The 23,252-nt window shown below is 55.4% G+C and carries 20 protein-coding genes; 10 read left to right on the top strand and 10 right to left on the bottom strand.

What is annotated here, in order from left to right; translation table 11 throughout:
• Window positions 1-291: 291 nt before the first annotated feature.
• A complete protein-coding gene (glnE, locus tag A7Q00_RS02185; protein WP_064089010.1) occupies window positions 292-2,976 on the top strand; it encodes a bifunctional [glutamate--ammonia ligase]-adenylyl-L-tyrosine phosphorylase/[glutamate--ammonia-ligase] adenylyltransferase in 2,685 nt (894 codons plus the stop codon).
• 55 nt (window positions 2,977-3,031) lie between these two features.
• On the opposite strand, the gene metF is transcribed toward glnE, so the two are convergent.
• Window positions 3,032-3,865, bottom strand: coding sequence for a methylenetetrahydrofolate reductase [NAD(P)H] (gene metF / locus A7Q00_RS02180; RefSeq protein ID WP_064089009.1), 834 nt, complete (start codon window positions 3,863-3,865; stop codon window positions 3,032-3,034).
• A 253-nt stretch (window positions 3,866-4,118) separates the two neighbouring features.
• Here metF and A7Q00_RS02175 point away from each other — a divergent pair, with 253 nt between their 5' ends.
• Complete coding sequence (locus A7Q00_RS02175; RefSeq protein ID WP_064089008.1) at window positions 4,119-4,571, top strand: hypothetical protein; 453 nt, start codon at window positions 4,119-4,121, stop codon at window positions 4,569-4,571.
• 242 nt (window positions 4,572-4,813) lie between these two features.
• Here A7Q00_RS02175 and ilvC read toward each other — a convergent pair whose 3' ends face one another.
• Complete coding sequence (gene ilvC, locus A7Q00_RS02170; RefSeq protein ID WP_064089007.1) at window positions 4,814-5,827, bottom strand: ketol-acid reductoisomerase; 1,014 nt, start codon at window positions 5,825-5,827, stop codon at window positions 4,814-4,816.
• An 832-nt stretch (window positions 5,828-6,659) separates the two neighbouring features.
• Between ilvC and A7Q00_RS02165 the strand changes: the two genes are divergently transcribed.
• From A7Q00_RS02165 to A7Q00_RS02135, 8 genes are all read left to right on the top strand, one after another.
• Window positions 6,660-6,947 carry a hypothetical protein gene (locus A7Q00_RS02165; RefSeq protein ID WP_064089006.1) on the top strand — a complete coding sequence of 96 codons (288 nt, stop codon included), beginning with the start codon at window positions 6,660-6,662 and terminating at the stop codon, window positions 6,945-6,947.
• A 197-nt stretch (window positions 6,948-7,144) separates the two neighbouring features.
• Window positions 7,145-7,630 carry a YbaK/EbsC family protein gene (locus A7Q00_RS02160; protein ID WP_064089005.1) on the top strand — a complete coding sequence of 162 codons (486 nt, stop codon included), beginning with the start codon at window positions 7,145-7,147 and terminating at the stop codon, window positions 7,628-7,630.
• Window positions 7,631-7,937: 307 nt separating this feature from the next.
• Entirely contained in the window at window positions 7,938-12,029 is a 4,092-nt protein-coding gene (gene mfd / locus A7Q00_RS02155; protein ID WP_064089004.1) for a transcription-repair coupling factor, read from the top strand.
• Window positions 12,030-12,220: 191 nt separating this feature from the next.
• Window positions 12,221-12,793, top strand: a complete 573-nt coding sequence (locus tag A7Q00_RS02150; RefSeq protein WP_064089003.1) for a hypothetical protein — start codon at window positions 12,221-12,223, stop codon at window positions 12,791-12,793.
• Between the two features lie 452 nt (window positions 12,794-13,245).
• Complete coding sequence (locus A7Q00_RS02145) at window positions 13,246-13,899, top strand: IS1595 family transposase (RefSeq protein ID WP_064089002.1); 654 nt, start codon at window positions 13,246-13,248, stop codon at window positions 13,897-13,899.
• Between the two features lie 169 nt (window positions 13,900-14,068).
• On the top strand, window positions 14,069-14,212 hold the full coding sequence (locus A7Q00_RS13985) for a hypothetical protein (protein WP_245637505.1): 144 nt from the start codon (window positions 14,069-14,071) through the stop codon (window positions 14,210-14,212).
• A gap of 433 nt (window positions 14,213-14,645) precedes the next feature.
• Window positions 14,646-15,788, top strand: coding sequence for a DUF1294 domain-containing protein (locus tag A7Q00_RS02140; RefSeq protein WP_064089001.1), 1,143 nt, complete (start codon window positions 14,646-14,648; stop codon window positions 15,786-15,788).
• Between the two features lie 4 nt (window positions 15,789-15,792).
• Window positions 15,793-16,344 (top strand): DNA-3-methyladenine glycosylase I, encoded by a 552-nt coding sequence (locus A7Q00_RS02135; protein WP_064089000.1) that lies wholly within the window; start codon window positions 15,793-15,795, stop codon window positions 16,342-16,344.
• 248 nt (window positions 16,345-16,592) lie between these two features.
• Here A7Q00_RS02135 and A7Q00_RS02130 read toward each other — a convergent pair whose 3' ends face one another.
• The 8 genes from A7Q00_RS02130 to lpxD form a co-directional block, all read right to left on the bottom strand.
• Window positions 16,593-17,321 (bottom strand): TIGR02117 family protein, encoded by a 729-nt coding sequence (locus tag A7Q00_RS02130; RefSeq protein ID WP_064088999.1) that lies wholly within the window; start codon window positions 17,319-17,321, stop codon window positions 16,593-16,595.
• 69 nt (window positions 17,322-17,390) lie between these two features.
• Window positions 17,391-18,374 (bottom strand): tRNA dihydrouridine synthase, encoded by a 984-nt coding sequence (locus A7Q00_RS02125; protein WP_064088998.1) that lies wholly within the window; start codon window positions 18,372-18,374, stop codon window positions 17,391-17,393.
• Between the two features lie 100 nt (window positions 18,375-18,474).
• The gene (locus A7Q00_RS13260) at window positions 18,475-18,939 is read right to left on the bottom strand and encodes a hypothetical protein (RefSeq protein ID WP_156503696.1); all 465 of its coding nucleotides are present in this window, start codon (window positions 18,937-18,939) and stop codon (window positions 18,475-18,477) included.
• 537 nt (window positions 18,940-19,476) lie between these two features.
• Window positions 19,477-19,920, bottom strand: coding sequence for a hypothetical protein (locus tag A7Q00_RS02115; RefSeq protein ID WP_064088996.1), 444 nt, complete (start codon window positions 19,918-19,920; stop codon window positions 19,477-19,479).
• A 310-nt stretch (window positions 19,921-20,230) separates the two neighbouring features.
• Window positions 20,231-20,692: a hypothetical protein gene (locus tag A7Q00_RS02110; RefSeq protein ID WP_064088995.1), complete on the bottom strand. Its 462-nt coding sequence runs from the start codon at window positions 20,690-20,692 to the stop codon at window positions 20,231-20,233.
• A 100-nt stretch (window positions 20,693-20,792) separates the two neighbouring features.
• Window positions 20,793-21,569 (bottom strand): acyl-ACP--UDP-N-acetylglucosamine O-acyltransferase, encoded by a 777-nt coding sequence (gene lpxA, locus A7Q00_RS02105; protein WP_064088994.1) that lies wholly within the window; start codon window positions 21,567-21,569, stop codon window positions 20,793-20,795.
• A 121-nt stretch (window positions 21,570-21,690) separates the two neighbouring features.
• Complete coding sequence (fabZ, locus tag A7Q00_RS02100; protein ID WP_023887998.1) at window positions 21,691-22,155, bottom strand: 3-hydroxyacyl-ACP dehydratase FabZ; 465 nt, start codon at window positions 22,153-22,155, stop codon at window positions 21,691-21,693.
• A 3-nt stretch (window positions 22,156-22,158) separates the two neighbouring features.
• Window positions 22,159-23,190: a UDP-3-O-(3-hydroxymyristoyl)glucosamine N-acyltransferase gene (gene lpxD, locus A7Q00_RS02095; protein WP_064088993.1), complete on the bottom strand. Its 1,032-nt coding sequence runs from the start codon at window positions 23,188-23,190 to the stop codon at window positions 22,159-22,161.
• Between the last annotated feature and the right edge of the window lie 62 nt (window positions 23,191-23,252).

The raw sequence follows: 23,252 nt of genomic DNA, 5'->3' as shown, positions 1-23,252 counted from the left end.
TGCGGTTTGGCTGATGTTTTTGCATTGTTCGTAATAGTTTAAAGCTTTGTTCCTTAAGTCCGCAGAGTATGCCATGGTTAGACCTTCAAAGTTGAATATTGTACTATTTTGTTTTTAATTTACTATAGTACGGCAAGGCGAGCCAACGCTGTACTGGTTTTTGTTAATTCACTATAAAAATGATACCAAGCGGCGAGCCGCCGGGCGTGCAGGCAGTACGCCAAGGCGAACCAAGGCCGCAGCCTTGCCATTTTTATCCGTGATACCACCCTCCGCACACAAGGAACCCACATGCCTGCCGATATGATTGCCCACGCCCGCCGTTTTTCCCTTTGGCTGTCGCGCCAGCTGGATGGCGGGCAAATCGATGTTGCACGATTACAGCCCATGCTCGCGCAGCCCTTGCAGCCGCAGGATTTGACCGCCTTCGCGCCGTGGGCAGACATCGCGACAGCGGCGGATGAGGCTGAGTTAACGCGGCAGTTGCGGCTGTTGCGCCGTTATGTACTGGCGCAGATTATGGTGCGCGATTTGTGCGGCGCGGCCGAACTGGCGGAAGTAACGGCTTCCATCACGCATCTGGCCGATTTTGCGGTGAACACCGCGCTCGCTTTTGCCGAGGCGCACTACACCGCGCTCTACGGCACGCCCATCGGCCGCTACAGCGGCGCGGCGCAGCATTTGAGCGTGGTGGCCATGGGCAAGGCGGGCGGGTTTGAATTAAACGTGTCGTCTGATTTGGATTTGATTTTCGTCTATCCCGAATCGGGCGAAACCGACGGGCGGCGCAGCCGCAGCAATCAGGAGTTTTTCACCAAGGTGGGGCAGAAGCTGATTGCGCTGTTGAACGACATCACCGCCGACGGCCAAGTGTTCCGCATCGATATGCGCCTGCGCCCCGACGGCGACAGCGGCGCGCTGGTATTGAGCGAAACTGCGCTGGAGCAGTATTTGGTGGCGCAGGGGCGAGAATGGGAGCGTTATGCCTGGTGCAAAGGCCGCGTGGTTACGCCGTATGCCAACGGTATCCGCAGCGTGGTGCAGCCTTTTGTGTTCCGCAAATATCTGGACTACGGCGCCTACGAAGCCCTGCGCGGGCTGCACCGCCAAATCCGCAGCGAAGTGAGCAAAAAAGGCATGGCCGGCAACATCAAGCTCGGCGCCGGCGGCATCCGCGAAGTGGAATTTATCGCGCAGGTATTTCAGATGATTCGCGGCGGGCAAAACCGCAGCCTGCAGCTCAAAGGCACGCAGGAAACGCTGGCCGCGCTGGCCGAGGCCGGCATTCTCGCGCCCGAATCTGCCGCCCGGCTGCTCGAAGCCTACCGCTTCCTGCGCCGCCTCGAACACCGCCTGCAATACTGGGACGACCAGCAAACCCAAACGCTACCTGAAAACCCCGAACAGCAGCAGCTGTTGGCCGAAAGCATGGGCTTTGCCAGCTACGAAGAATTTTCAGGTAGCCTCAACGCGCAGCGCGCCCAGGTAAGCGCCCAGTTCAACCAAACCTTGAGCAGCCCCGAAGAGAGCGAAAGCGAAGCCGAACAGCCGCTGGCCGGCCTGTGGCAAGACGATGCCGAAGCCGCCGAATGGGCAGCGCAGCTGGCCGGGTTGGGCTTTGCCAACGCGCCCGAAGCCGCCGAGCGGCTGGCACACATCCGCAGCAGCAGCCGCTACCGGCATTTGTCTGCCCGGGCCCAACAGCGTTTCGACGCCGTGCTGCCGCGCGTGGTGGCCGCCGCCGCCGAAAGCAGCCGCCCCGAAGCCGCCCTGCCGCGCCTGCTCGACTTTCTCGACAGCATCAGCCGCCGTTCCGCCTACCTCGCCTTTTTGCAGGAATACCCCGCCGCGCTCGCCCAAGTGGCCGAACTCATGGCGCAAAGCCCCTGGCTGGCCGAATATTTGCAGCAACACCCCGTGCTGCTGGACGAATTATTGTCCGCCCAATTAATGGAACACCCCAACTGGCCGCAATTCATCGGTGCACTTTCAGGTAGCCTCCAAGCCGCCGGCGATCCCGAAGCCAAAATGGACGTGCTGCGCCGCTTCAAACACGCCCAAACCTTCCGCCTGGCCGTGCAGGATTTGGCCGGCCGCTGGCCGCTCGAAGCCCTGAGCGACCAACTCTCCTACCTGGCCGACATCCTGCTCGAACACACCATGTGGCAGGTGTGGCAGGCCATGCCCAAAACCCACCGCCCCATCCCCCGCTTCGCCATCATCGGCTACGGCAAGCTCGGCGGCAAAGAGCTGGCCTACGGCTCCGATTTGGATTTGGTGTATCTGTATGACGACAGCGCGCCCGAAGCCGCCGACATCTACAGCAAATACGCCCGCCGCCTCACCACCTGGCTATCCGGCAGCACCGGCGCGGGCAGCCTCTACCAAACCGACCTGCGCCTGCGCCCCAACGGCGACAGCGGCTTCCAAGCCCACAGCCTCGAAGCCTTCGCCAAATACCAGCACGAAAACGCCTGGATTTGGGAACACCAAGCCCTCAGCCGCGCCCGGTTTGTGGCCGGCAGCCCCGAAGTGGGGCGCAAATTTGAAACCGTCCGCCGCCAAATCCTCAGCCTGCCGCGCGAAGCAAACCCGCTGCGGCAGGAAATTGCCCAAATGCGCAGCAAAATGCTGCCCACCCACCCTGCCCGCGAAGACAACGTGAAATACGCCCGCGGCGGCGTGGTGGACGTGGAATTCATCGTGCAATTCTTCGTGCTGCTCCATGCCCGGCAGTATCCCGAACTGTTGGAAAACTACGGCAACATCGCCCTGCTCGATATGGCCGCCCGCCGCGGCCTGCTCAGCCAAGATGCCGCCGCGCGCACCGCCGCCGCCTACCGCTACTACCGCCAAGTGCAACACCGCCAGCAGCTGCACGGCGCGGGCGCAGTACAAGTGGACGACACCCTGTGCGAACACTACGAACAAGTGGCCGCACTGTGGCGCAAAGTGTTCGGCGAAGAAATCCGCTAAAACGAAAAAGGCTACCTGAAATTTTCAGGTAGCCTTCATTTCTTGCTTGAAAGGCCTAGTAGCCCAAGCGTTGGCAGATGGTGGAAGACAATCCGGCCTGGTTGAGGGTGTAGAAATGCAGGCCGGGGGCGCCGTGGCGCAGGAGGCGGCCGCACATTTCGGTTACCACGTCCAGCCCCAAGGCTTTGATGGAGGCGGTGTCGTCGGCGTAGGATTGCAGCTTCAGCCGCAGCCAGCGCGGAATTTCGGCGCCGCACATATCGGCGAAGCGGGCGAGTTTGGAGAAGTTGGCAATCGGCATGATGCCGGGCACGATGGGAATTTCCACGCCGCGCCCGCGCACGTCGTCGAGGAAGCGGAAATAGGCGTCGGCATTGAAGAAAAACTGGGTGATGGCGGAGTCGGCACCGGCTTTCACCTTACGCACGAAGCTTTGGATGTCGTCTGCGGCGCTGCGCGATTGCGGGTGGTATTCGGGGTAGGCGGCCACTTCGATGTGGAACCAGTCGCCGAATCGGTGGCGGATGAGCTCAACCAGTTCGTTGGCGTGGTGCAGGCCGGTGGAGCCCAAACCCATGCCGGAGGGGATGTCGCCGCGCAGGGCGACCAAGTGGCGGATACCCAAATCTTTGTATTCCTGCAAGAGATCGGTGAGCTCGCCGGCATCGAGGCCCACGCAGGGGATGTGCGGGGCGGCGGCCATGCCTTCGGCAAGGATGTCTCGGATGGTCTGCATCGTGCCTTCGCGGGTGGTGCCGCCCGCGCCGGAGGTGCAGGAGAAAAATTCGGGACGGTATTGGGAGAGCTGCTTGCGGGTGGTTTTCTGCTTTTCGCGGCCTTCCGGCGTGCGGGTGGGGAAAAATTCGAAGCTGAGGGTGTTGTGTTGCATGATGGCGGGAAAAAATAAATGCGAAAGAAAGGTGATACGGTAGCGGGCGGCGGGGGTTTAGGCAAGGGCGGCGGGCTGAAAAATCGGCGCGGGAGAATGAATGGGATTCATAATGAAGGGTGAGCTACCTGAAACCAATTATCCGGAATAGGGTAGCTTTTCAGGTAGCCGCTTCGTTATCCGGCAGTAGAACAGCCGCTCCGGGTTTGCTACAATGCCCGTCCGTTTAACATAACTTAGTAGAAGGAAACACATGAAAAAATCCGTTATCCTCGGCCTCGCCGCCCTGCTGGCCGCCCCCGCCCTGGCCGCCCCCGCCGGTTCATATCTGCCTGCAGCTCAGGAGCTTCACAAACGAATTGTAAAGGAGAAAGATCCGAGCGCCCGCCAAACCAACCTGTTCCAAGGCAGCGCCAAAACAGGTGAAACCAAAACCCACCAGGTCCAGCTCACCGCCGGAAAATACTACACTTTCTTCGCCGCCTGCGAATACGACTGCGACAACATCGACCTTACCCTCAAATCGGCCGACGGCAGTGAGATCGCGTCCGACACCGAAGACGACGACGCCCCCATGTTCAGCGTACTCCCCGCCCGTACCGGCCGCTACACCTTAAGCGTAACCATTCCCGGCTGCAAAACCGAATCCGGCTGCAAATACAGCAGCCAGGTATTCGTAGGCAACCGCGACATCTTCGCCCGCTAACCACGCATCACTATAGGCAACGGCAAAACGGGCTACCTGAAATCCGCCGCATGGCGTTTTCAGGTAGCCCTTCTTTTGGGTAAACGGCCGATACGCAGGAAATGGAAGCCAGCCCTGCCCACTGGGTTTAACGGCATGGCAGCAAATAAGAAGGCTACCTGAAATTCCAGCTTCGCCGAAACCCGCTGGGCGGCGTGAAGCTGTGTTTTCAGGTAGCCTATTTTTAGGCAAGCGCTTGCTGATTAGTTCTTGCTCTGGTCTACCAATTTGTTTTTGGCAATCCAAGGCATCATGCTGCGCAGTTGCGCACCGACTTTTTCAATCTGGTGGTCGGCGGTCAGGCGGCGGCGGGCGGTCATGCTCGGATAGTTGGTGGCGCCTTCGAGGATGAACATTTTGGCGTATTCGCCGGTTTGGATGCGTTTCAAGGCGTGGCGCATGGCTTCGCGCGATTTGTCGTTAATCACTTCCACGCCGGTAACGTATTCGCCGTATTCCGCGTTGTTGGAAATGGAGTAGTTCATGTTGGCGATGCCGCCTTCGTAGATCAAATCCACGATGAGCTTCATTTCGTGCAGGCATTCGAAGTAGGCCATTTCGGGCGCGTAGCCGGCTTCCACCAGGGTTTCGAAGCCGGTTTTGATCAGTTCCACCACGCCGCCGCACAATACGGCCTGTTCGCCGAACAGGTCGGTTTCGGTTTCTTCGCGGAAGTTGGTTTCAATCACGCCGCCTTTGGTGCCGCCGTTGGCTGCGGCATAGGAGAGGGCGATGTCGCGGGCTTTGCCGCTTTTATCTTGGTAAACGGCAATCAGCGAAGGCACGCCGCCGCCTTTGAGGAATTCGCTGCGCACGGTGTGGCCGGGGCCTTTGGGGGCAACCATCACCACGTCCAAGTCGGCGCGCGGCACGATTTGGTTGTAGTGCACGTTGAAGCCGTGGGCAAAGGCCAATACTGCGCCCTGCTTGAGATTGGGCTCGATTTCGGCGCGATATACGGCGGGCTGGTTTTCATCCGGCAGCAGGATCATCACCAAATCGGCGGCTTTGGTGGCATCGGCCACGCTGCGCACGTCGAAACCGGCGGCTTGGGCTTTGTTCCAAGAGCCGCCCTGGCGCAGGCCGACAATCACGTTTACGCCGGAGTCTTTCAGGTTGGCGGCGTGGGCATGGCCTTGCGAGCCGTAGCCGATGATGGCCACGGTTTTGCCTTTGATCAGGGAGAGGTCGGCGTCTTTATCGTAGTAAACTTGCATGTGGATTCCTTTTTTGGATTCGGTTAAACGGGGCGGACGGCGCGGCCGGTATGCGGTGCGGCGGGCTGGCGGGCTTGTGGCCGCTGCCGGCGGGCGGGCATAGCGGGAATAGGGTGGGAGGCGCTGTCGTATCGGGTGGCAATACTACCCGAATTTTGACAATTTGGCAGCTTTTTTAGACAAATTTTTTAAAATTGGCGATTAAAAGGGTTATCTAGGGGTTATATTGGACATATTGTCTATTTGATTGGATTCAAACATCACGGAATTTCAGGTAGCCTTCAACTTTTCTCCCTTGTTCTCCTTTGCGCCTCATGCCGGCGCGGGGCACTCGTTTAGCTGCGTAAAAACAAGCCCTCTTGCAGAGGTCTTGTTTTAACTTCGTTAAAACGAACCCTTCTAACGAAGGCTTCGTTTTTACTCCGCAGAAACTCGTCCTCCTTCGGAGACCTCGTTTTCTTTGCTTCGCCAAAGAAAGGAAGCAAAGAAAGGCGACTGCGGGCGCAGGTTTGGCTTCGCCAAACTTCCCTCATTCCGCACGGTTTTTCGGGCGCAAAGAGAAATTGAATTAGCTGCAACTTGCGGCTGCGCCGCTTCGAACATGCAAGCCCTTATTCCCCAAAAACCGCGCTCCGTTCGGCTGCGCCAGCAGACGGATGGCAAGGCCGATAGCTTGGTGGCAAGAATTCTATTTTGGATTTGTAGATTGTGCGGGCTACCTGAAATTCGTTGTAGTATTTATCGTATGACGGATAGTATCGGCCGAACACTCAAAAGGAATGAGCGTACTTTAGTATAATGCCGCCTGAGTCAACCCTCCCGAGAACCGCCCATGACCCATCAAGACCTCGGCCTGATTTTCCTGCCCGCCGGCGTGCTGTGCATCTGCTTTGCCGGATTTTGGCAGCTGTATGTGATGCTTACCGAAAGCTACACCCTCAACCGCTTTAAAGACAAACAGCTGGTGTGGGTGGTGTCGCTGCTGTTTTTCAGCTTCAGCCTGGCCGTGTATTGGCTGTGCCCGAACGCGCGCAAAAAGGGCATCGTGTTTGCCCTGTTCGCCGTGGGCGGGGTGGTGATGTATGTGCTGGCGCGGCGCTGGCTGCCGTTTGCCAAATAATTTTCAGGTAGCCTCACGGCAAACGGCGGGCTACCTGAAACCGTTTGATGCATGCATCATCCGCCCATTTCCCGTTTAACTTTATTGCAGCTTCGTGTTAGCTGCGCCGCAACCGCGCTTCGCTGTGAAGCTGACATTTTAGCTTCGCAGAAACTTAGCCTTGGCTACGCCAAGACATCGTTTTCAGGTAGCCTTTCATGAGCAAACCCCACCATCCCGTTACGCCCGCCATCCGTTTTCTGCGCGCGCACAAAATCGAGCATACCGCCATGCAGTATCCCTACGAAGAGCACGGCGGCACGGCGCATTCCGCCGAGTGCCTCGGCATCGACGAACACCAAATCGTGAAAACCATCGTGCTGGAAAACGAACACAAAAAAGGCCTCATCGTGCTGATGCACGGCGACCGCCAAATCTCCACCCGCAACCTTGCCCGCCAGCTCGGTATGAAACACGTGGAGCTGGCCTCGCCCGACCAAGCGCATAAATGGACGGGCTATTTCGTGGGCGGCACCAGCCCCTTCGGCTGCCGTACCGCACTGCCCGTGTATGCCGAACGCAGCATCTGGGATTTGCCGCTTATGTACATCAACGGCGGCGGGCGCGGCCTGTTTGTAACCGTTGCCCCCGCCCCCGCGCTCGCCGCCCTGAACGCGCAGCCGGTGGAGGTGGCGGTGGATTAGCCACCTTGGGCGCGGTATAAAAGGCTACCTGAAAACGATGTCTTGGCGTAGCCAAGGCTAAGTTTCTGCGAAGCTAAAACGCAAGCTGCAGCACAATGAAATGAGCGAAGCGAATTGCTGCGAAGCTAAGGTTTCAGGTAGCCTTAATCTGCTAAAATCCGTTTTTTCATCAATCCAAACCACAGTTGCTCAAAATAGAAACCAGGCTGTGCAGTGAGCCAATGCCGTATTGTTTCTATTTTGATAACCATAAACACTCGGCAGCCCGAACTTGCTTCAGGCTGCCGCACACCTTTGTCGGTACACCATGAATTTTCCTCTGCCCAAACCCGCCCAAAAGGCCTTCTGGCCGCAAGTTTCAGAAGGTAGCCTGCCTTATTTTCTCGCCTCCGCCCTGCCGGAAAAACCGCTCAAGCTTGTGCTCACGCCCGATGCCGAAACTGCGCTGCGCCTGCAAACCGCGTGGCAATTCTTCCGCCCGCAGGACAACGCGCTGTTCCTGCCCGATTGGGAAACGCTGCCTTACGAGCGCTTTTCGCCGCATCAGGATTTGGTGTCCGAGCGGCTTTCCGTGCTGTGGCAGCTTAAAAACGGGCTGGCGGACGCGCTGTTTGTGCCCGTGTCCACGGCGATGCAGCGTCTTGCGCCCGCGCCGTTTCTGTTGGGGCGCACGTTTTGGCTGAAAACGGGGCAGCGGCTGGACATTGCCGCGCTGCGGCAGAATCTGGTGGAAGCGGGTTACAGCGCGGTGTCGAATGTGGTGGCGGGCGGCGAATTTGCCGTGCGCGGCGGCATTGTGGACTTGTTCCCCACGGGCAGCAACACGCCGTATCGTATTGATTTGTTTGACAATGAAATCGACAGCATCAAAACTTTCGACCCAGATACGCAGCGCACGCTCGCGCCCGTGTCCGAAATCCGCCTGCTGCCCGCGCACGAGTTTCCCACCGATGCGGACGCACAGAAAATCTTCCGCAACCGTTTCCGCGAAGAAATCCCAAGCAATCCGAACGAGGCAACCGTGTACCAAGCCGTGGGCAAGGGGCAGTTCGGCGCGGGCGTGGAATATTACCTGCCGCTGTTTTTTGAAGACGGTTGCGCCAGCCTGTTCGACTACATCGGCGAAAACGCCCTGACCGTATGCGTGGGCGATGTACACGCCGAAGCCGTGCGCTTCGAAGGCGAAATCAAATCGCGCCACGCGCTGGCGCAGGGCGACCCAAGCTATCCGCCGTTGCACCCGCAGCATTTATATCTTACTGCCGACCGCTTTTCAGGTAGCCTGAAAGCCTACCCGCAAATCTGGCCGGATCTTTCCGCCACTTCGCCCCATACCCTGCCCGATGTGGCGGTAAACCGCCAATCCGAACAACCGCTGGCTGCGTTGCAAGACTTTCAGACAGCCTTTGGCGGCCGCATTCTGCTGTGTGCCGAAAGTGCCGGCCGACGCGAAACCATGCTGGGCTTCTTCGCCCAGCACGGCCTGAAACCCAAACCCGTGGCCGGCTGGCAGGCGTTTTTAGATGACAATGCGCCGCTGTGCATCACGGTTACGCCGTTGGCAGAAGGCTTCCAATTGGGCGGGCAGCCTGAAAAGGCTGCGGACGGATTTTCAGGTAGCCTCAATGCAGACGAAAGGCAGCCTGAAAACACCATCCGCTATGCTAATGGCAGCCAGATAATGCTTGGCGATCAGGTGCGCGTCGGTAACAGGGAAGGACGGATTGTGCTGGTGTTCGGGCAGGGTTCGTCTGCCTACCGGTTAGATGAAACCCTTGCCTACACACCGAGGCATGGCGTGTTGGCCGAGTTTGCCGTATCAGGTGATTCTCGTCCTCTGCGTGTGCATTATGAAAGCGAAAGCCAAGCTGCCGAATTGGTACTGCTTAATCGTGCCGAAAGGCTACCTGAAAACGCCGCCTCTGAATTTTTGCTTCGCAGAAACCCGCTTTGCTCGTTTTCAGGTAGCCCGAACGCCGAAAGCAGCCTACACCCTTCAATCGGGCAGCAACCCGCCCCCTCCCCCGTGGGGGAGGGCCGGGGAGAGGGCGACACGTCCGCGCCCCAAACCGGAATTTCTGCCACCGCAGCAAGCCCTCTCCCTAACCCTCTCCCGCAGGAGAGGGGACAAAGTGCCGCAGCTTCAACGGTTTCAGGCAGCCTGAAAACGAGCGCGGCGGGTTTCTGCGAAACTAAAACAGAAAGCAGCCTGCACACCGAAAGGCTACCTGAAAATGCCGTATCCAAGTTTTCAGGTAGCCCCAACGCCGAAAGCAGCCTGCACCTCGCCGTTATCACCGAATCCGAGCTGTATCAATACGTTGCCCGTTCGCGCGTCCACAGCCGCCGCAAAAAGCACGCCGCCGTGTCGGACGGCAGCCTGCGCGATTTGGCGGAAATCAGCATCGGCGACCCCGTGGTACACGAAGAGCACGGCATCGGGCGGTATCGCGGGCTGGTGCTGATGGGCGAAGACGAAATGCTGCAACTGGAATATGCCAATGAAGCGCAGCTCTATATCCCTGTTTCGCAACTGCATTTAATCAGCCGCTACTCCGGCCAGGCGCATGAAAACGTCGCCCTGCACAAGCTCGGCAGCGGCGCGTGGAACAAGGCAAAGCGCAAAGCCGCCGAAAAAGCGCGCGACACCGCCGCCGAGTTGCTCAACCTCTACGCCCAACGCGCCGCCCAATCGGGACACAAGTTTGAAATCAACGAGATGGACTATCAGGCGTTTGCCGACGGCTTCGGCTACGAAGAAACCGAAGACCAGGCCGCCGCCATTGCCGCCGTGATTAAAGACCTGACGCAGGCGAAGCCTATGGACCGCCTTGTATGCGGCGATGTCGGTTTCGGCAAAACCGAAGTCGCCCTGCGCGCCGCATTTGTGGCGGTGATGGGCGGCAAACAGGTCGCCGTACTCGCCCCGACCACGCTTCTGGTGGAGCAGCACGCGCAAAATTTCGCCGACCGCTTCGCCGATTTCCCCGTGAAAGTTGCCCAGCTTTCGCGCTTCAACAGCAGCAAAGAAACCCGCGCCACGCTCGCAGGCATGGCAGACGGCACGGTAGATATTGTGATTGGCACGCATAAGCTGGTGCAGGACGATATTGCGTTTAAAAACCTAGGCTTGGTGATTGTCGACGAAGAACACCGCTTCGGCGTGCGCCAGAAAGAGCAGCTGAAAAAACTGCGCGCCAACGTGGACATTCTCACGCTTACCGCCACCCCCATTCCGCGCACATTAAGCATGGCGCTGGAAGGGCTGCGCGACTTCTCGCTGATTACCACCGCGCCCAGCCGCCGCCTCGCCGTGAAAACCTTTGTCAAACCGTTCAGCGAAGGCAGCGTGCGCGAAGCCGTGTTGCGCGAACTCAAACGCGGCGGACAAGTGTTTTTCCTGCACAATGAAGTAGATACCATAGAAAATATGCGCGAGCGGCTGGAAACCCTGTTGCCCGAAGCCCGCATCGGCGTAGCACACGGACAGCTGCGCGAGCGCGAACTGGAACAAGTGATGCGCGACTTTTTGCAGCAAAGATTCAACGTCTTACTCTGCTCCACCATCATCGAAACCGGCATAGACATTCCCAACGCCAACACCATCATCATCAACCGCGCCGACAAATTCGGCATCGCCCAGCTCCACCAGCTGCGCGGGCGCGTCGGCCGCAGCCACCACCAAGCCTACGCCTACCTGCTCACGCCCGAATACATCAGCAAAGACGCGGAAAAACGGCTGGACGCCATCGCGGCGGCAGACGAACTGGGCGCGGGTTTTTCGCTCGCCATGCAAGACTTGGAAATACGCGGCGCGGGCGAAATACTCGGCGAAGGGCAGTCGGGCGAAATGGTGCAGGTCGGCTTCACGCTCTACACCGAAATGCTCAAACAAGCCGTGCGCGACCTCAAAAAAGGCCGCCAACCCGACTTGGACGCGCCATTGGGCGTAACCACCGAAATCAAGCTGCACAGCCCCGCCCTGCTGCCCGAAAGCTACTGCCCCGACATCCACGAGCGGCTCGTCCTCTACAAACGCCTCGCCGTCTGCGAAACCGTGCAGCAAATCAACGCCATACATGAAGAACTCGTCGACCGCTTCGGCCTGCCCGAACAACCCGTCAAAACCCTCATCGAAAGCCACCACCTGCGGCTCGCAGCCAAAGAATTGGGCATAGACGCCATCGACGCGACCAGCGAAGCCGTTACCGTTACCTTCGGCAAACACCACCAAATCGACCCGACAGAAATCATCCTGCTGATTCAGACAGATAAAAAATATCGGCTGGCTGGAGCGGACAAGTTGAAGTTTACGGCTCAGATGGAGGATGTGGAAACGCGGATTAAGATGGTGAAGAGTGTCTTAAAGACTTTGAAAGAAAGAGTGCTGAAAGAATAGAGAGAAATAAAGAAAAAGTCGTCTGAAACTGTTTCAGACGACCCATATATTACAAACCTGTTATATACAAAATGACGGTTTTAGGGATCTAACCTACGATTATCGATGTAAAGTAAGTGAATGATTCAATAGCAAAATATATAACTAACAGAGAATATATCATAAGGCAACAGTACAACCTATAAGTTAATATGATGAATGCTTTAGACTATATCGACTCCCCTTTAGACTCAATATCGACTAACAATCCTTATGTAATAACTGAGGTAATTGAATTGACTGAGGAGAATCGAACAAAATTAATCCTGATAGATTATCTTCTAAATAATTTATTAAATTTAAATAATTACCCATATCTTTTAGGGTATAACTTATATTTAAAAGCTAATCTATCAGAAGATAAAAATAGAATTTCCCTTTTAGAACAAGCAAAAATTCCCTTTAAAAAGGCTACTTCTGATTTTGAAAATGCCATGTTTGCCAAAGCCTACCTAGCACATATTTATTATGACTTAAAGGAATTTAATCATTGCCTTGATATGATAGAGCAAATTCCGGATAATTACTTTTTAAAACTATCCAGCCATCAAAATTGGCGAGACTTAAAAATCCAAGAGTTAAAAATATGTTGCCTAATCAAATTAAAAATATTTTCTGATTTTGAATTTATTCTACATAGCTATTTGCTAAAAATTTCACGTTCAAGTGAACATGATATACCCGTACCAATAGAACTTTCCAATATAATGAAAAATATCAAATAAACCAAAATTGATGTCTTACATTATTATTTATAAACTATCACATTTCTTAAAAATTAGTGCTCATCTATCTAACCCACAAGGGTATTAAGATACGGATTAAGGTTATAAAGAGATTATTGAAGACTTTGAAAGAAAGAGTGATAGCGAATTAGAGGATATTGAAGAAAAGGTCGTCTGAAATTTTTCAGACGACCTTTAATAACTATTTTGCTTACTCTAAATATTTAATACCTTATATAGGATACTAATATGGGTAAATTTCATACCCCTCTGGGCAACTTGACCTTTATTACTGAAGAAACAACAAACACATCTTTTCTTCAAGGTATATTTAATGAAATGTCTTTCTCTATTCAAGTCAGTCAACCATTTAATTTGGAGAAAATAGATTTTAACTTTATTCAAAACAAAAGGGGCTGACGTAGATTAGTAGTTATGCTAGGCATACGAAAATGCAGATAACCAATTGTAAATTAAGCAAGAGAGTTCAAAATAAACTGCTTGAATTTTTCGTACTCCAAGTTACCGCCCGTTCCGCTGCCGATATTTTGGGCATTCAGCCCAACTCCGCTATTCTGTTTTACCGTAAAATCCGCATGGTCATCAGCCATCATTTGGCCTTGGCTGCCGATGAGGTTTTCGAGGGCCCCGTCGAGTTGGACGAAAGCTATTTCGGCGGACGGCGTAAAGGCAGACGTGGTCGCGGTGCGGCAGGAAAAGTGGTTGTCTTCGGCATCCTGAAACGCAACGGACGGGTCTATACCGTTGTCGTAGATAATGCCAAGTCCGATACTTTGATGCCTGTTATCAAACAGAAAATCATGCCGGACAGCATTGTTTACACGGATAGCCTGAGCAGCTACGACAAGTTGGACGTGAGCGGTTTTATCCATCACCGCATCAACCATTCCAAGGAATTTGCAGACCGCCAGAACCATATCAACGGCATTGAGAATTTTTGGAATCAGGCAAAACGCGTCTTGCGCAAATACAACGGAATCGACCGCAAATCTTTCCCACTGTTCTTGAAAGAATGTGAGTTTCGATTTAACTTCGGCACACCGTCTCAACAGCTTAAAATCCTGCGGGATTGGTGTGGAATTTAGGGCTAATCTACGTCAGCCCCAAACAAAATGAATAATTTTCCTCAGATTCAGAGCGAAAACCGAACTATTCTTAAAAAATATTCTATATACCCAACCCAAAAAACTCGGATTTAATCATTACAAAGATAAATTAGACAAAACTAAAAAATTGATTTCTTTTCCGGAGTTTATGTTTTATGAAAAAACAAAAGATTGGGATATTATATTTAGAGAAAGTCTACTACCCATTGCTGAACCATACGGTATTTTAATCAACTACCATGATAATGATATTGTTGGATTTGAGGATATTTCAGATTCAGAAGAGTTATAGGAATGTAGTACGCATGCAAGATTTAATTATAAATTACAGACACCATATTAAACAAAGGTCGTCTGAAACGGTTTTCCGGCTTTCAGACGACCTTTTATCAAATGATGCGAAATATCACTTGGTTAACCTCGCGTGTGCCTCAGTAAGCATAGGTTGGGTCGAGACCCAACGAAACCACCACATCTCTTGAAATGTTGGGTTTATCAACCCAACCTACGGCTGCTCTCAAGCCTTCAGTCTTCAAGGCCGTCAACAGGCTACCTGAAACTGCAAATCTCCGTTTCAGGTAGCCTTTTTAATGAGAAATCTCCGCTTCCTTGCCGATACCTGCAACAGATTGCCTGCAAATTCCCCCAACACCCGCTTGCTGCTTGGCAGGCGGGTGCTTTTCAGGTAGCCTTTCTCTTTTTACAAATCCTATTTTCCGCCTGCCATGAACACCGAAAACGAATTGCCCGAAATTGCGCCGCAAACTTTGCCCGATGGGGCGTCTGAGATTGAGCCTGCCGCAATTGAAACGCTTGCCGCAGTGGTGGCTGAGTCGCAGGCTGCCGTGTTGGCTGAAATTCCTGTGCAACCGGCGGCTGATGGCGGTGAGGAGGTTGCCGAGCCGGGGCGTAAGTGGCGCGAGGGGCGGATTGTGGATGCTGCGGTGCGGGTGTGGGATGCCTCAGGTCGCACCGGCGTGGCCGATGTGGTGAACAATGGCGACGAGCCGCCTTTGAGCGTGTTTTTGGTGGGCGACCTGTTTGCTGCCACCGACCTTTCCCCCGAGCCGGGCGATGTGTTGCGCGGCGTGTTGCAAAGCCACCCCGTTAGCGGCTATTGGCTGCTCGACAGCGCGGAAAATGCCGCCACGTCCAGCCTGCAGCGGCGCAGCCCGGAAGAAGAAGAGGCGCTGCATAAAGAGCGCAAGCAGGCCAAGCGGCAAGATAAATTGGTGAACGGCGAAACCTATGTGGGCAAGGTGGTGCGCTGGAACGAAGAGGAAAAATCGGGCTATATCAAGGTTAAGTCCATCAAAGCACGGGTGTTTTTCCCGCAATCGGCTTTTGTGTTCCGCGATAAAAGCCCGGCCAACCACCAGCAGGTGAGCTTTGTGCTGGGGCGGCGGCGCGGCGAATGGGTGGCCACCCGTGTGATTCCGCAAGGCTACGAGTTGGGCTGGGCCGACCGTGAAAGCCCTTCTTCCGGCACGATTTTGGGCGGCGGTTTCAGCGAAAGCCTGCTCGGCGGCACGTTTATCCTGCTGTTCCTTGCCGCCGTGTCCTTTATTTCCCTGCCGCTGGCCGCGGCCTATTTGCTGGCCAGCTGCCTGCTGCTTATTCTATACCGCACGGACAAACGCAGCGCCCAAAGCGGCCGCACCCGTGTGCCCGACGGCATGCTGCACCTGTTGGCCATGCTCGGCGGCTGGCCCGGCGGCCTGTTGGCGCAGATGCGTTATCAGCAGCACACCGCCAATATCCGCTTTGTGCGCGCCTTTTGGTTTAGCGTGGCGCTCAACGCCGTGGGCACTTATGTTGTGCTGGTGTACTTTATCGGCTCGCCCGCGTTTGCCTTCCTGAAAAACTAGCCGCATGAACAGCTACTGCGCCCTTGCCAACGGCCTGCCCGCCGACAGCACTGACCCCAACAAGCATTATCACGACCGTCTCTACGGCTTCCACATCGAAGACGACAATGAACTCTTCGGCCGCCTGCTGCTCGAAATCAACCAGGCCGGCCTGAGTTGGACGCTGATTTTGCAACGTGCCGCCGGCCTGCGTGCCGCCTACGCCGGCTTTGACATCGCCGCCGTGGCCGCCTTCGGCGAAGCCGACCGCCAACGCCTGCTGACCGACGCGAAAGTGATCCGCAACCGCTTGAAAATCAATGCCGCCATCCACAATGCGCAGCAAATCTTGCAGCTGCAACAGGCATTCGGTTCGTTCAAGAACTGGCTCGACGGCCACCACCCGCAGCCGCTGGCCGATTGGGTGAAGCTGTTCCGCCGCACCTTCAAATTCACCGGCCCCGAAATCGTGCGCGAATTTTTGGTGAGCACAGGCTACCTGAAAGGCGCACACAGCGAAGACTGCCCCACTGCCGCCCGCGCCGCTGCCGCCAATCCGCCGTGGCTGCGGGGCTGAGGCGGTGTGGGCATAAGAGAAAGGCTACCTGAAAATTTAGCTTGGCGAGTTTCTGCGAAGCTGAGTTTTCAGGTAGCCTTTTTGTTTGGGCTGTGGGTGATAGCTTATGTGGCGGGTGGGTAGCGTGATTATCCTGTTGTTTGGTTTTGCCGGTTCTTTTGAATTTTCAGGTAGCCTTTAACGGCGGGATTGGGTGATGCTGTATTCGGACTGTGTGAACTTCGTTGAAGGTGTATTTTCAGGTAGCCTCAATCGCCGTGTTGCGATGTTGTTTCCGGCAGCCCTTCGTTTCCGCCGGATGGCGGTTGGGGCGGGTGGTGGTGGAAGAGGCCTTGTTCGGTAATGGTCCAGAGGGCGGCGTCGGTGTGCATGGCTTTGAGGGCGTTGTTGGTCCAGGTGTTGCAGGTGTAGAAGAGGTTGTAGCTGCCGACGGCTTCGTAGAAGGCGTCGTTTTCGCCGTAGACCATATCGGTGGGGATGGGGAGGGTGCGGCCGTTTTGCCATTGCAGGCTTTGGCGGATGTAGGAAACGAGGCGGCGGTATTGGGCGCGGCTGATGCGGATGGGGGCGCAGCGGGTGCAGCCTTCGAGGCTGGGGTAGTAGGTGGCGTGGACGGCGTTGCTGGATAGGCCGGTGGCGGCTTTGAGGGCGGTGCTGAGGCGGAGGTCGGCCCAGGTTGGGGTGGTGAGGTAGAAGTTTTTGTCGCCCAGGCCGATGGCGAGCCAGGGGGCGTATTCTTGGCTGCGGGTGTGCTCGGCGGGGAAGACGGCTCGCCAGTCGGCTTCGCTGCTGAGGGTGGGGACGACGATGTCGGTGTGCACGCCGTTGGAGAGCAGCCATACGGTGATTTCGGGTTCGCCTTCGGGCCGGCCGGGGCTTTTGATGCGGGGCAGCAGCCAAACGGCGGCGCCGTAGAGCAGGAGGAGGGCGGCCAGGCTGAGGAGGCTGCGGCGGATGAGGCGGGAGAGTTTGGGCATGGTGGTGTGCGGTTTGAGGCTACCTGAAAGTTTGGGCTTTGCGGGGCTTGGTTTTCAGGTAGCCTTTGCTTATTCGGGCTGGGGCTGGTAGTTATCCAGCAGCTGTTCGATTTGTTGGGGGCAGGTGAGGGGGCGCAGTTGGGTAAAGAGGTGTGCGGCTTGGGGGTGGGTGGTTTTCATCATGCCGAGCCATTGTTTGAGGCGGGCGGCGGGGTAGGGCGTGTCGCCGGCGTGTTCGCGGCAGAGTTGGAAGAATCGGCGTATCCACACGAGGTAGTCGGCGAAACCGGCGGGCCGGGGCGGTAGGCCTTGGTTGTGGCGCTGGATTTGGCGGGCGAGGTCGGGGGTGATGACGGCGCCGCGCCCGAGCATGACGTGTTGGCAGCCGCTGGTGCGGCGGATGGCGAGGTAGTCGGCCAGGCTGAATACGTCGCCGTTGGCGATGACGGGGATGCTGAGTGCTTGGCGGATGGGGGCGATTTGCTCCCAATGGGCGGGCGGGCGGTAGCCTTCGATTTTGGTGCGGGCGTGCACGGCCAGGGAGGAGGCGCCGCCTTGGGCAATGGCTTGGGCACATTCGAGGGCGCGTGAGCTATCCTCGTAGCCGAGGCGCATTTTGGCGGTGAGGGGGATGTTTTCAGGTAGCCTTTGGCGCACGGTGGAGACGATTCGGCGGATGCGTTCGGGCTCGCGCAGGAGGATGGCGCCGCCTTGGTGTTTGTTGACGGTGGGAGCGGGGCAGCCGAAGTTGAGGTCGATTTTTTGCGCGCCTGCGGCCACGGCGGCTTGGGCGTTGGCGGCCATGTTGTCAGGGTCGCTGCCGAGCAGCTGGAGGGTGCAGGGGGTGCCGGCGTGGGTGCGGCAGCCGTGATCGATTTCGGGCATATGCCGCCGCCAGGTGGCGCGGGAGTGTAGGGTGTGGGTGATGCGGACGAATTCGGTAACGCATTCGCTGTAGCCGCCGATGTCGGTGAGCAGGCGGCGCATGACGGGGTCGAGCAGACCCTGCATGGGGGCTAGAACCAAATAGCCTTCTTCTTTTGAAACATTCATTTAATTGTTTTTAATGTATTTCATGGCAGCCTGGAAGCCTTAGTTAGTAGTTTACAGGCTATCTTATATGCAGTTTCTTAATTCATTATATGCTTAATCATTATTCATCAGGTGTCCAACATACTCTTTCTTTTAAATTTGCATAATACTCATGTTTGCTATTTATTTTGGTAAATACGGGTGGCTCTGGACTAATAACCTCAACATATGATTCCATAAAAAAGAAAACATATAGTTTTTCATAATCTTTTAATGGGAAATAGTGGTCTTCAACAACCCATTCAGTATATTTTTTATCAATAACTTCAAAAAAACGTTCTCCTTGCATAAATAATGGGTGCACATTTCCACGAGTTGGTGCAACCATTTCATGAAATGTATTGATTTTATATGATTCATCTGTCCTTTGAAAATGAATAGCCCAATCGATAGATATTTCTGTTAAATCATTTCTATCGTCATTACTTGAAAATAAAATACTAATTTTTCCTTCATCCATAAATATTGCTTCTAGCCAAAAGCCACTTCCTTTTGGAGCATTAATAGATTTAATTGCACTAAACATTATTTATACCTATACTTAATTTTAATATTCTCACTATTGCTTTGCTGAATTTCCAGTGTAGGAGCACTATTTCCTGAACTATAATTACGAACATTAACGTTTCTTCCGTCAGGTAATCTCCTGATTTGTCATGTTGTCTCACTATTCCGCTAGTGTTTTGCCCTTCGGTTGTATTCCGCAAGATATTGTTGATTTGTATATTGCTACGCATGGTTGCTGCCTGTACGCGTGCTTCAGCAGGATTGGGATGATAGTGCTGTTAAGGCAGGTTTCCGCTACTGAATTGTCTACCGCCCCGCAATGTAGGATAGACAGGCTCTCTCGTTATATGCTGGCTGTACCGAATCCAGTATTGTGGGAGAGCATATCGGTAGATAAGGAGCAAACTTGTTGCCAAAGTAGCATGGCAGCTGGTTCAAAAGTCAGCCTGATATATAGAGGCTACCTGAAAAATTTGTGGCGAAGGCTTTCCATGCCGTTACCGTTTGTTGGGTTTGGGCAAAATCTGCACGAGTTTTGCGCGCCCCGATTTGGCGGCTAGAGGATTTTTTGGCTGCCTTCGAATACTTGGATGCTGTAGTCGCACACGCGGTCGATACAGTTGGGCATAGTGAGGGTGAGGGTGTATTGGCCGCTTTGGCGGGCATACCAGCCGAACATGGGGGAGGCATGGGGATCGGTGTCGGCGATAAGGGTGTGTCCGTCGCGTAGCAGAGTGAGATCGATGTTGTTGCATTGGCGGCTGCAATCGGCGAAGAAGGTGTAGTGTTTGCCGGCACGCAGGTTGATTTGCCGGGGTTTGGATTCGCCTTGGGAGAGGCTGCCGCGGAAATGTTCATACAGCCGGGCGCGGCGGTCTTCTTTACGCACGATTTCACGGTTCATGCGCTGCGCCTGCGGCAGCCAGTTATCTGGTGCAGCTTGGGCAACGGCAGACAACAGCACAATGGGCAGAAGCGAAATAAGGCGGGGTGTGGGCATGGCGGTGGGAGCTTGCTGAGAGGAATAACGGCAGGCTACCTGAAATGGGAAGAAGGTACGATTGAAAATAGCTATGGAAGAATGGTGTTTTGGTAAATGGTAATATTTATATTGGATATATTAGCATAATATTTCTTTAATATATGAATTATATATATTTTATGCTGAATTAAGAGTGGCTGTATGATTTTGGAGTGTGGTTGCCTGATTACATCAATACTGTTGGCAAACCAATGTTGATTGTTCTTTGGTTAGCCTGTAATAACAAACCGCCCGGGCTGTGTGGCTCGGGCGGTCGGGCTATGCGGTATTAGCGCGAGCGGGTGAAAGTGTCGTATACACGACGGTTGCCTTCGAAAGCATGAATGGTAGCTTTGCAGCCGTTGGCATCATCGCAGTCTTTCATGCTCAATACGATGCGGTAGTTACCGCTGCTGGGAGCTTGGAATGTGAACAGGGGCTGGTTATCCGGCAGGTTGTCGCCGGCTACGCGGACACCGTTGGCAGCCATCAAATTCATGTCCATGTTGTTGCAGCTGTCGTCGCAGTCGCCAAAGAAGGTGTAGAACTTGCCGGCACGCAGGGTTACGGGCAGGGTGTGGTTACGGCCTTGCTTCAGGGTAACTGGGCGCAAGAACAGCTCGCGGGCGGCGGGGTCGGCTTGGCTGACTACTTCGCGGTTGGTAGCGTGTTCGCTTTCGAAGTCGTTGGCCAGGGCAGCGGCAGGAGCGGCCAGGGCGGCAATCAGGGCGAGGGTGGTGAGTTTTTGCATAGTGTCTCCTTATCGGTTGATGAGTTGTGCTACTTGGGAAGTTTCACCGTAAGGCTACCTGAAAACGGTTTGGCTGTTTCAGGTAGCCTTGGGGGAAAGATTAGCGAATGATACTACGTTGTGAGTCGGCAAGGAAGTCGCGCAACACGGCCAGCTCGGGGGCGGTTTCGGCGGCTTGGGCAATCTGGCTGCGGGCTTCTTCGTAGGGCAGACCTTGGCGGTAGAGGGTTTTGTAGGCGTTTTTCACGTTGGCAATCTGCTCGGGGGTGAAGCCGTTGCGGCGCATGCCTTCGCTGTTGATGCCAGCGGGCTCGGCGCGGTAGCCGGCGGCCATGAAGTAGGGGGGGACGTCTTTGTGCACGCCGGCGGCGAAGGCGGTCATGGCGTAGTTGCCGATTTGGCAGAATTGGAATACGAGGGTGTAGCCGCCGAGGATGACGTAGTCGCCGATGGTAACGTGGCCGGCGAGGGAGGCGTTGTTGGCGAAGATGGTGTGGCTGCCGATTACGCAGTCGTGGGCGAGGTGGCAGTAGGCCATGATCCAGTTGTCGTCGCCGATGCGGGTTTCACCGATGCCGGTTACGGTGCCGAGGTTGAAGGTGGTGAATTCGCGGATGGTGTTGCCGTTGCCGATAATCAGGCGGGTGGGCTCGCCGCGGTATTTTTTGTCTTGCGGGATGGCACCGAGGCTGGCGAATTGGAAAATGCGGTTGTTTTCGCCGATGGTGGTGTGCCCTTCGATAACGGCGTGCGGACCGATTTCGCTGCCGGCGCCGATTTGTACGTTCGGGCCGATGATGGTGTAGGCGCCGACTTTAACGCTGCTGTCGAGCTCGGCTTTGGGGTCGATAATCGCGGTGGGGTGGATTAGGGACATGGGGTTTCCTTGTGGCAGCGGGCTTTGCAGGGGTAAGGGGCTACCTGAAAATGGTTTGTGCGAAATGCGGTGGGCGGTTTGGCGGAGGCTACCTGAAAAGGGCATTGCCTAGCTTGCCGGCTTATTTATCCACCGCACGTTTGGCGCACATGATAACGGCTTCGGCGGCGATTTGACCGTCTACGGTGGCAGTGGCTTTGAATTTGCCGATGTCGCGCTTGTGGGTGATGACGTCCAGATGAATCTGCACTTGGTCGCCGGGCACGACTTGGCGTTTGAAGCGCGCTTCGTCGATACCAACGAAAAAGTAGATTTCGTTTTCTTTGCGCTCGCCCCGGCTGAGGATGGCAAGCACGCCGGCAGCCTGTGCCATCGCTTCGATAATCAACACGCCCGGCATCACGGGGAAATCAGGGAAGTGGCCTTGGAAAAACGGTTCGTTTACGGAAACGTTTTTAATGGCAGTGAGGCTTTTTTCTTTTTCAAAGCCGATGACGCGGTCCAGCAGCAGGAAGGGGTAGCGGTGCGGCAGCAGGCGTTGCAGGGTGCGCACGTCCAGCGGGAGTTCGATGTTTTCAATTTGCATGGGTTATTCCTTGTTTTCGGGATAGTTGATTGTGTTTTCCAATGTTTTCACGCGGCGGTGCAGTTCGTTGAGCCGGCGCAGGTGTACGGCATTTTTCACCCAGTCGCGGTGGGTTTGCAGCGGATAGGAGCTGGCGTAGTAATCCGGCTGGTTGATGGAGGCAGCCACAAGGGTGCCGCCACCAATGAAGGTGCGGTCGGCCACGCGGATGTGGCCGACAAACATGGCGGCACCGCCAATTTGGCAGTAGGCGCCGATATGGGTGCTGCCGGCAATGCCCACGCAGGCAGCGATGGCGGTGTGGGCGCCGATATGTACGTTGTGGGCGATTTGCACGAGGTTGTCGATTTTCGCCCCCTCGGCAATCACGGTGTCTTCGATCGCGCCGCGGTCGATGGTGGTGTTAGCGCCGATTTCTACGTCGTTGCCGATTTCCACGCCGCCCACTTGCGGGATTTTGTACCAATGGTCTTGCGCCCAGGCATTACCAAAGCCGTCGGCACCGATCACGGTGCCGGAGTGGATTTCCACGCGATCGCCGAGGCGGCAGCCGGCATAAACGGTTACGTTGGAGTGCAGCACGGTATGCTCGCCAAGCACACAGTTGGCTTCCACCACGCAGTTGGCCAGGATGCGGCAGCCTTCGCCCAGCACGACGCATTCGCCGATGTAAACATTGGCACCGATTTCGCAGCTGTCGGGCACGATGGCGCTTGCTTCCACCACGGCGCTGGGATGAATGCCGGGATTGGCGGCGGGAGCAGGGTGGAACAGGCGGGCGGTTTGGGCGAAATAGAGTTGCGGGTTGTCGCACGCAATCAGATTGCGACCGGGCAGTTTGTCGGCCAATTTGTGGTGCACAATCAGCGCGCCGGCTTGGCTGGCCAGGGCTTCTGGCAGGTGTTTGGGGTGTGAGACAAAGCTGATGTCGTCTTTTTGTGCGGTATGCAGCGGAGCAATACGGCTGATGGCGATGTCTTGCCCGGCAAGCGTGCCGCCTAGGGCGGCGGTGATTTGGGAAAGGAGTTTCTGCATTTTCAGGTAGCCTGTGTTGCTGCAAAACAGAGAGGCCGGAATGCCAATTTCGTTGAAGCCCG

This window comes from Eikenella halliae, assembly GCF_001648475.1.
Lineage (GTDB): Bacteria > Pseudomonadota > Gammaproteobacteria > Burkholderiales > Neisseriaceae > Eikenella > Eikenella halliae.
The sequence above is the reverse complement of the archived record's forward strand: the minus strand, read 5'-3'. Positions and strand labels throughout refer to the sequence as shown.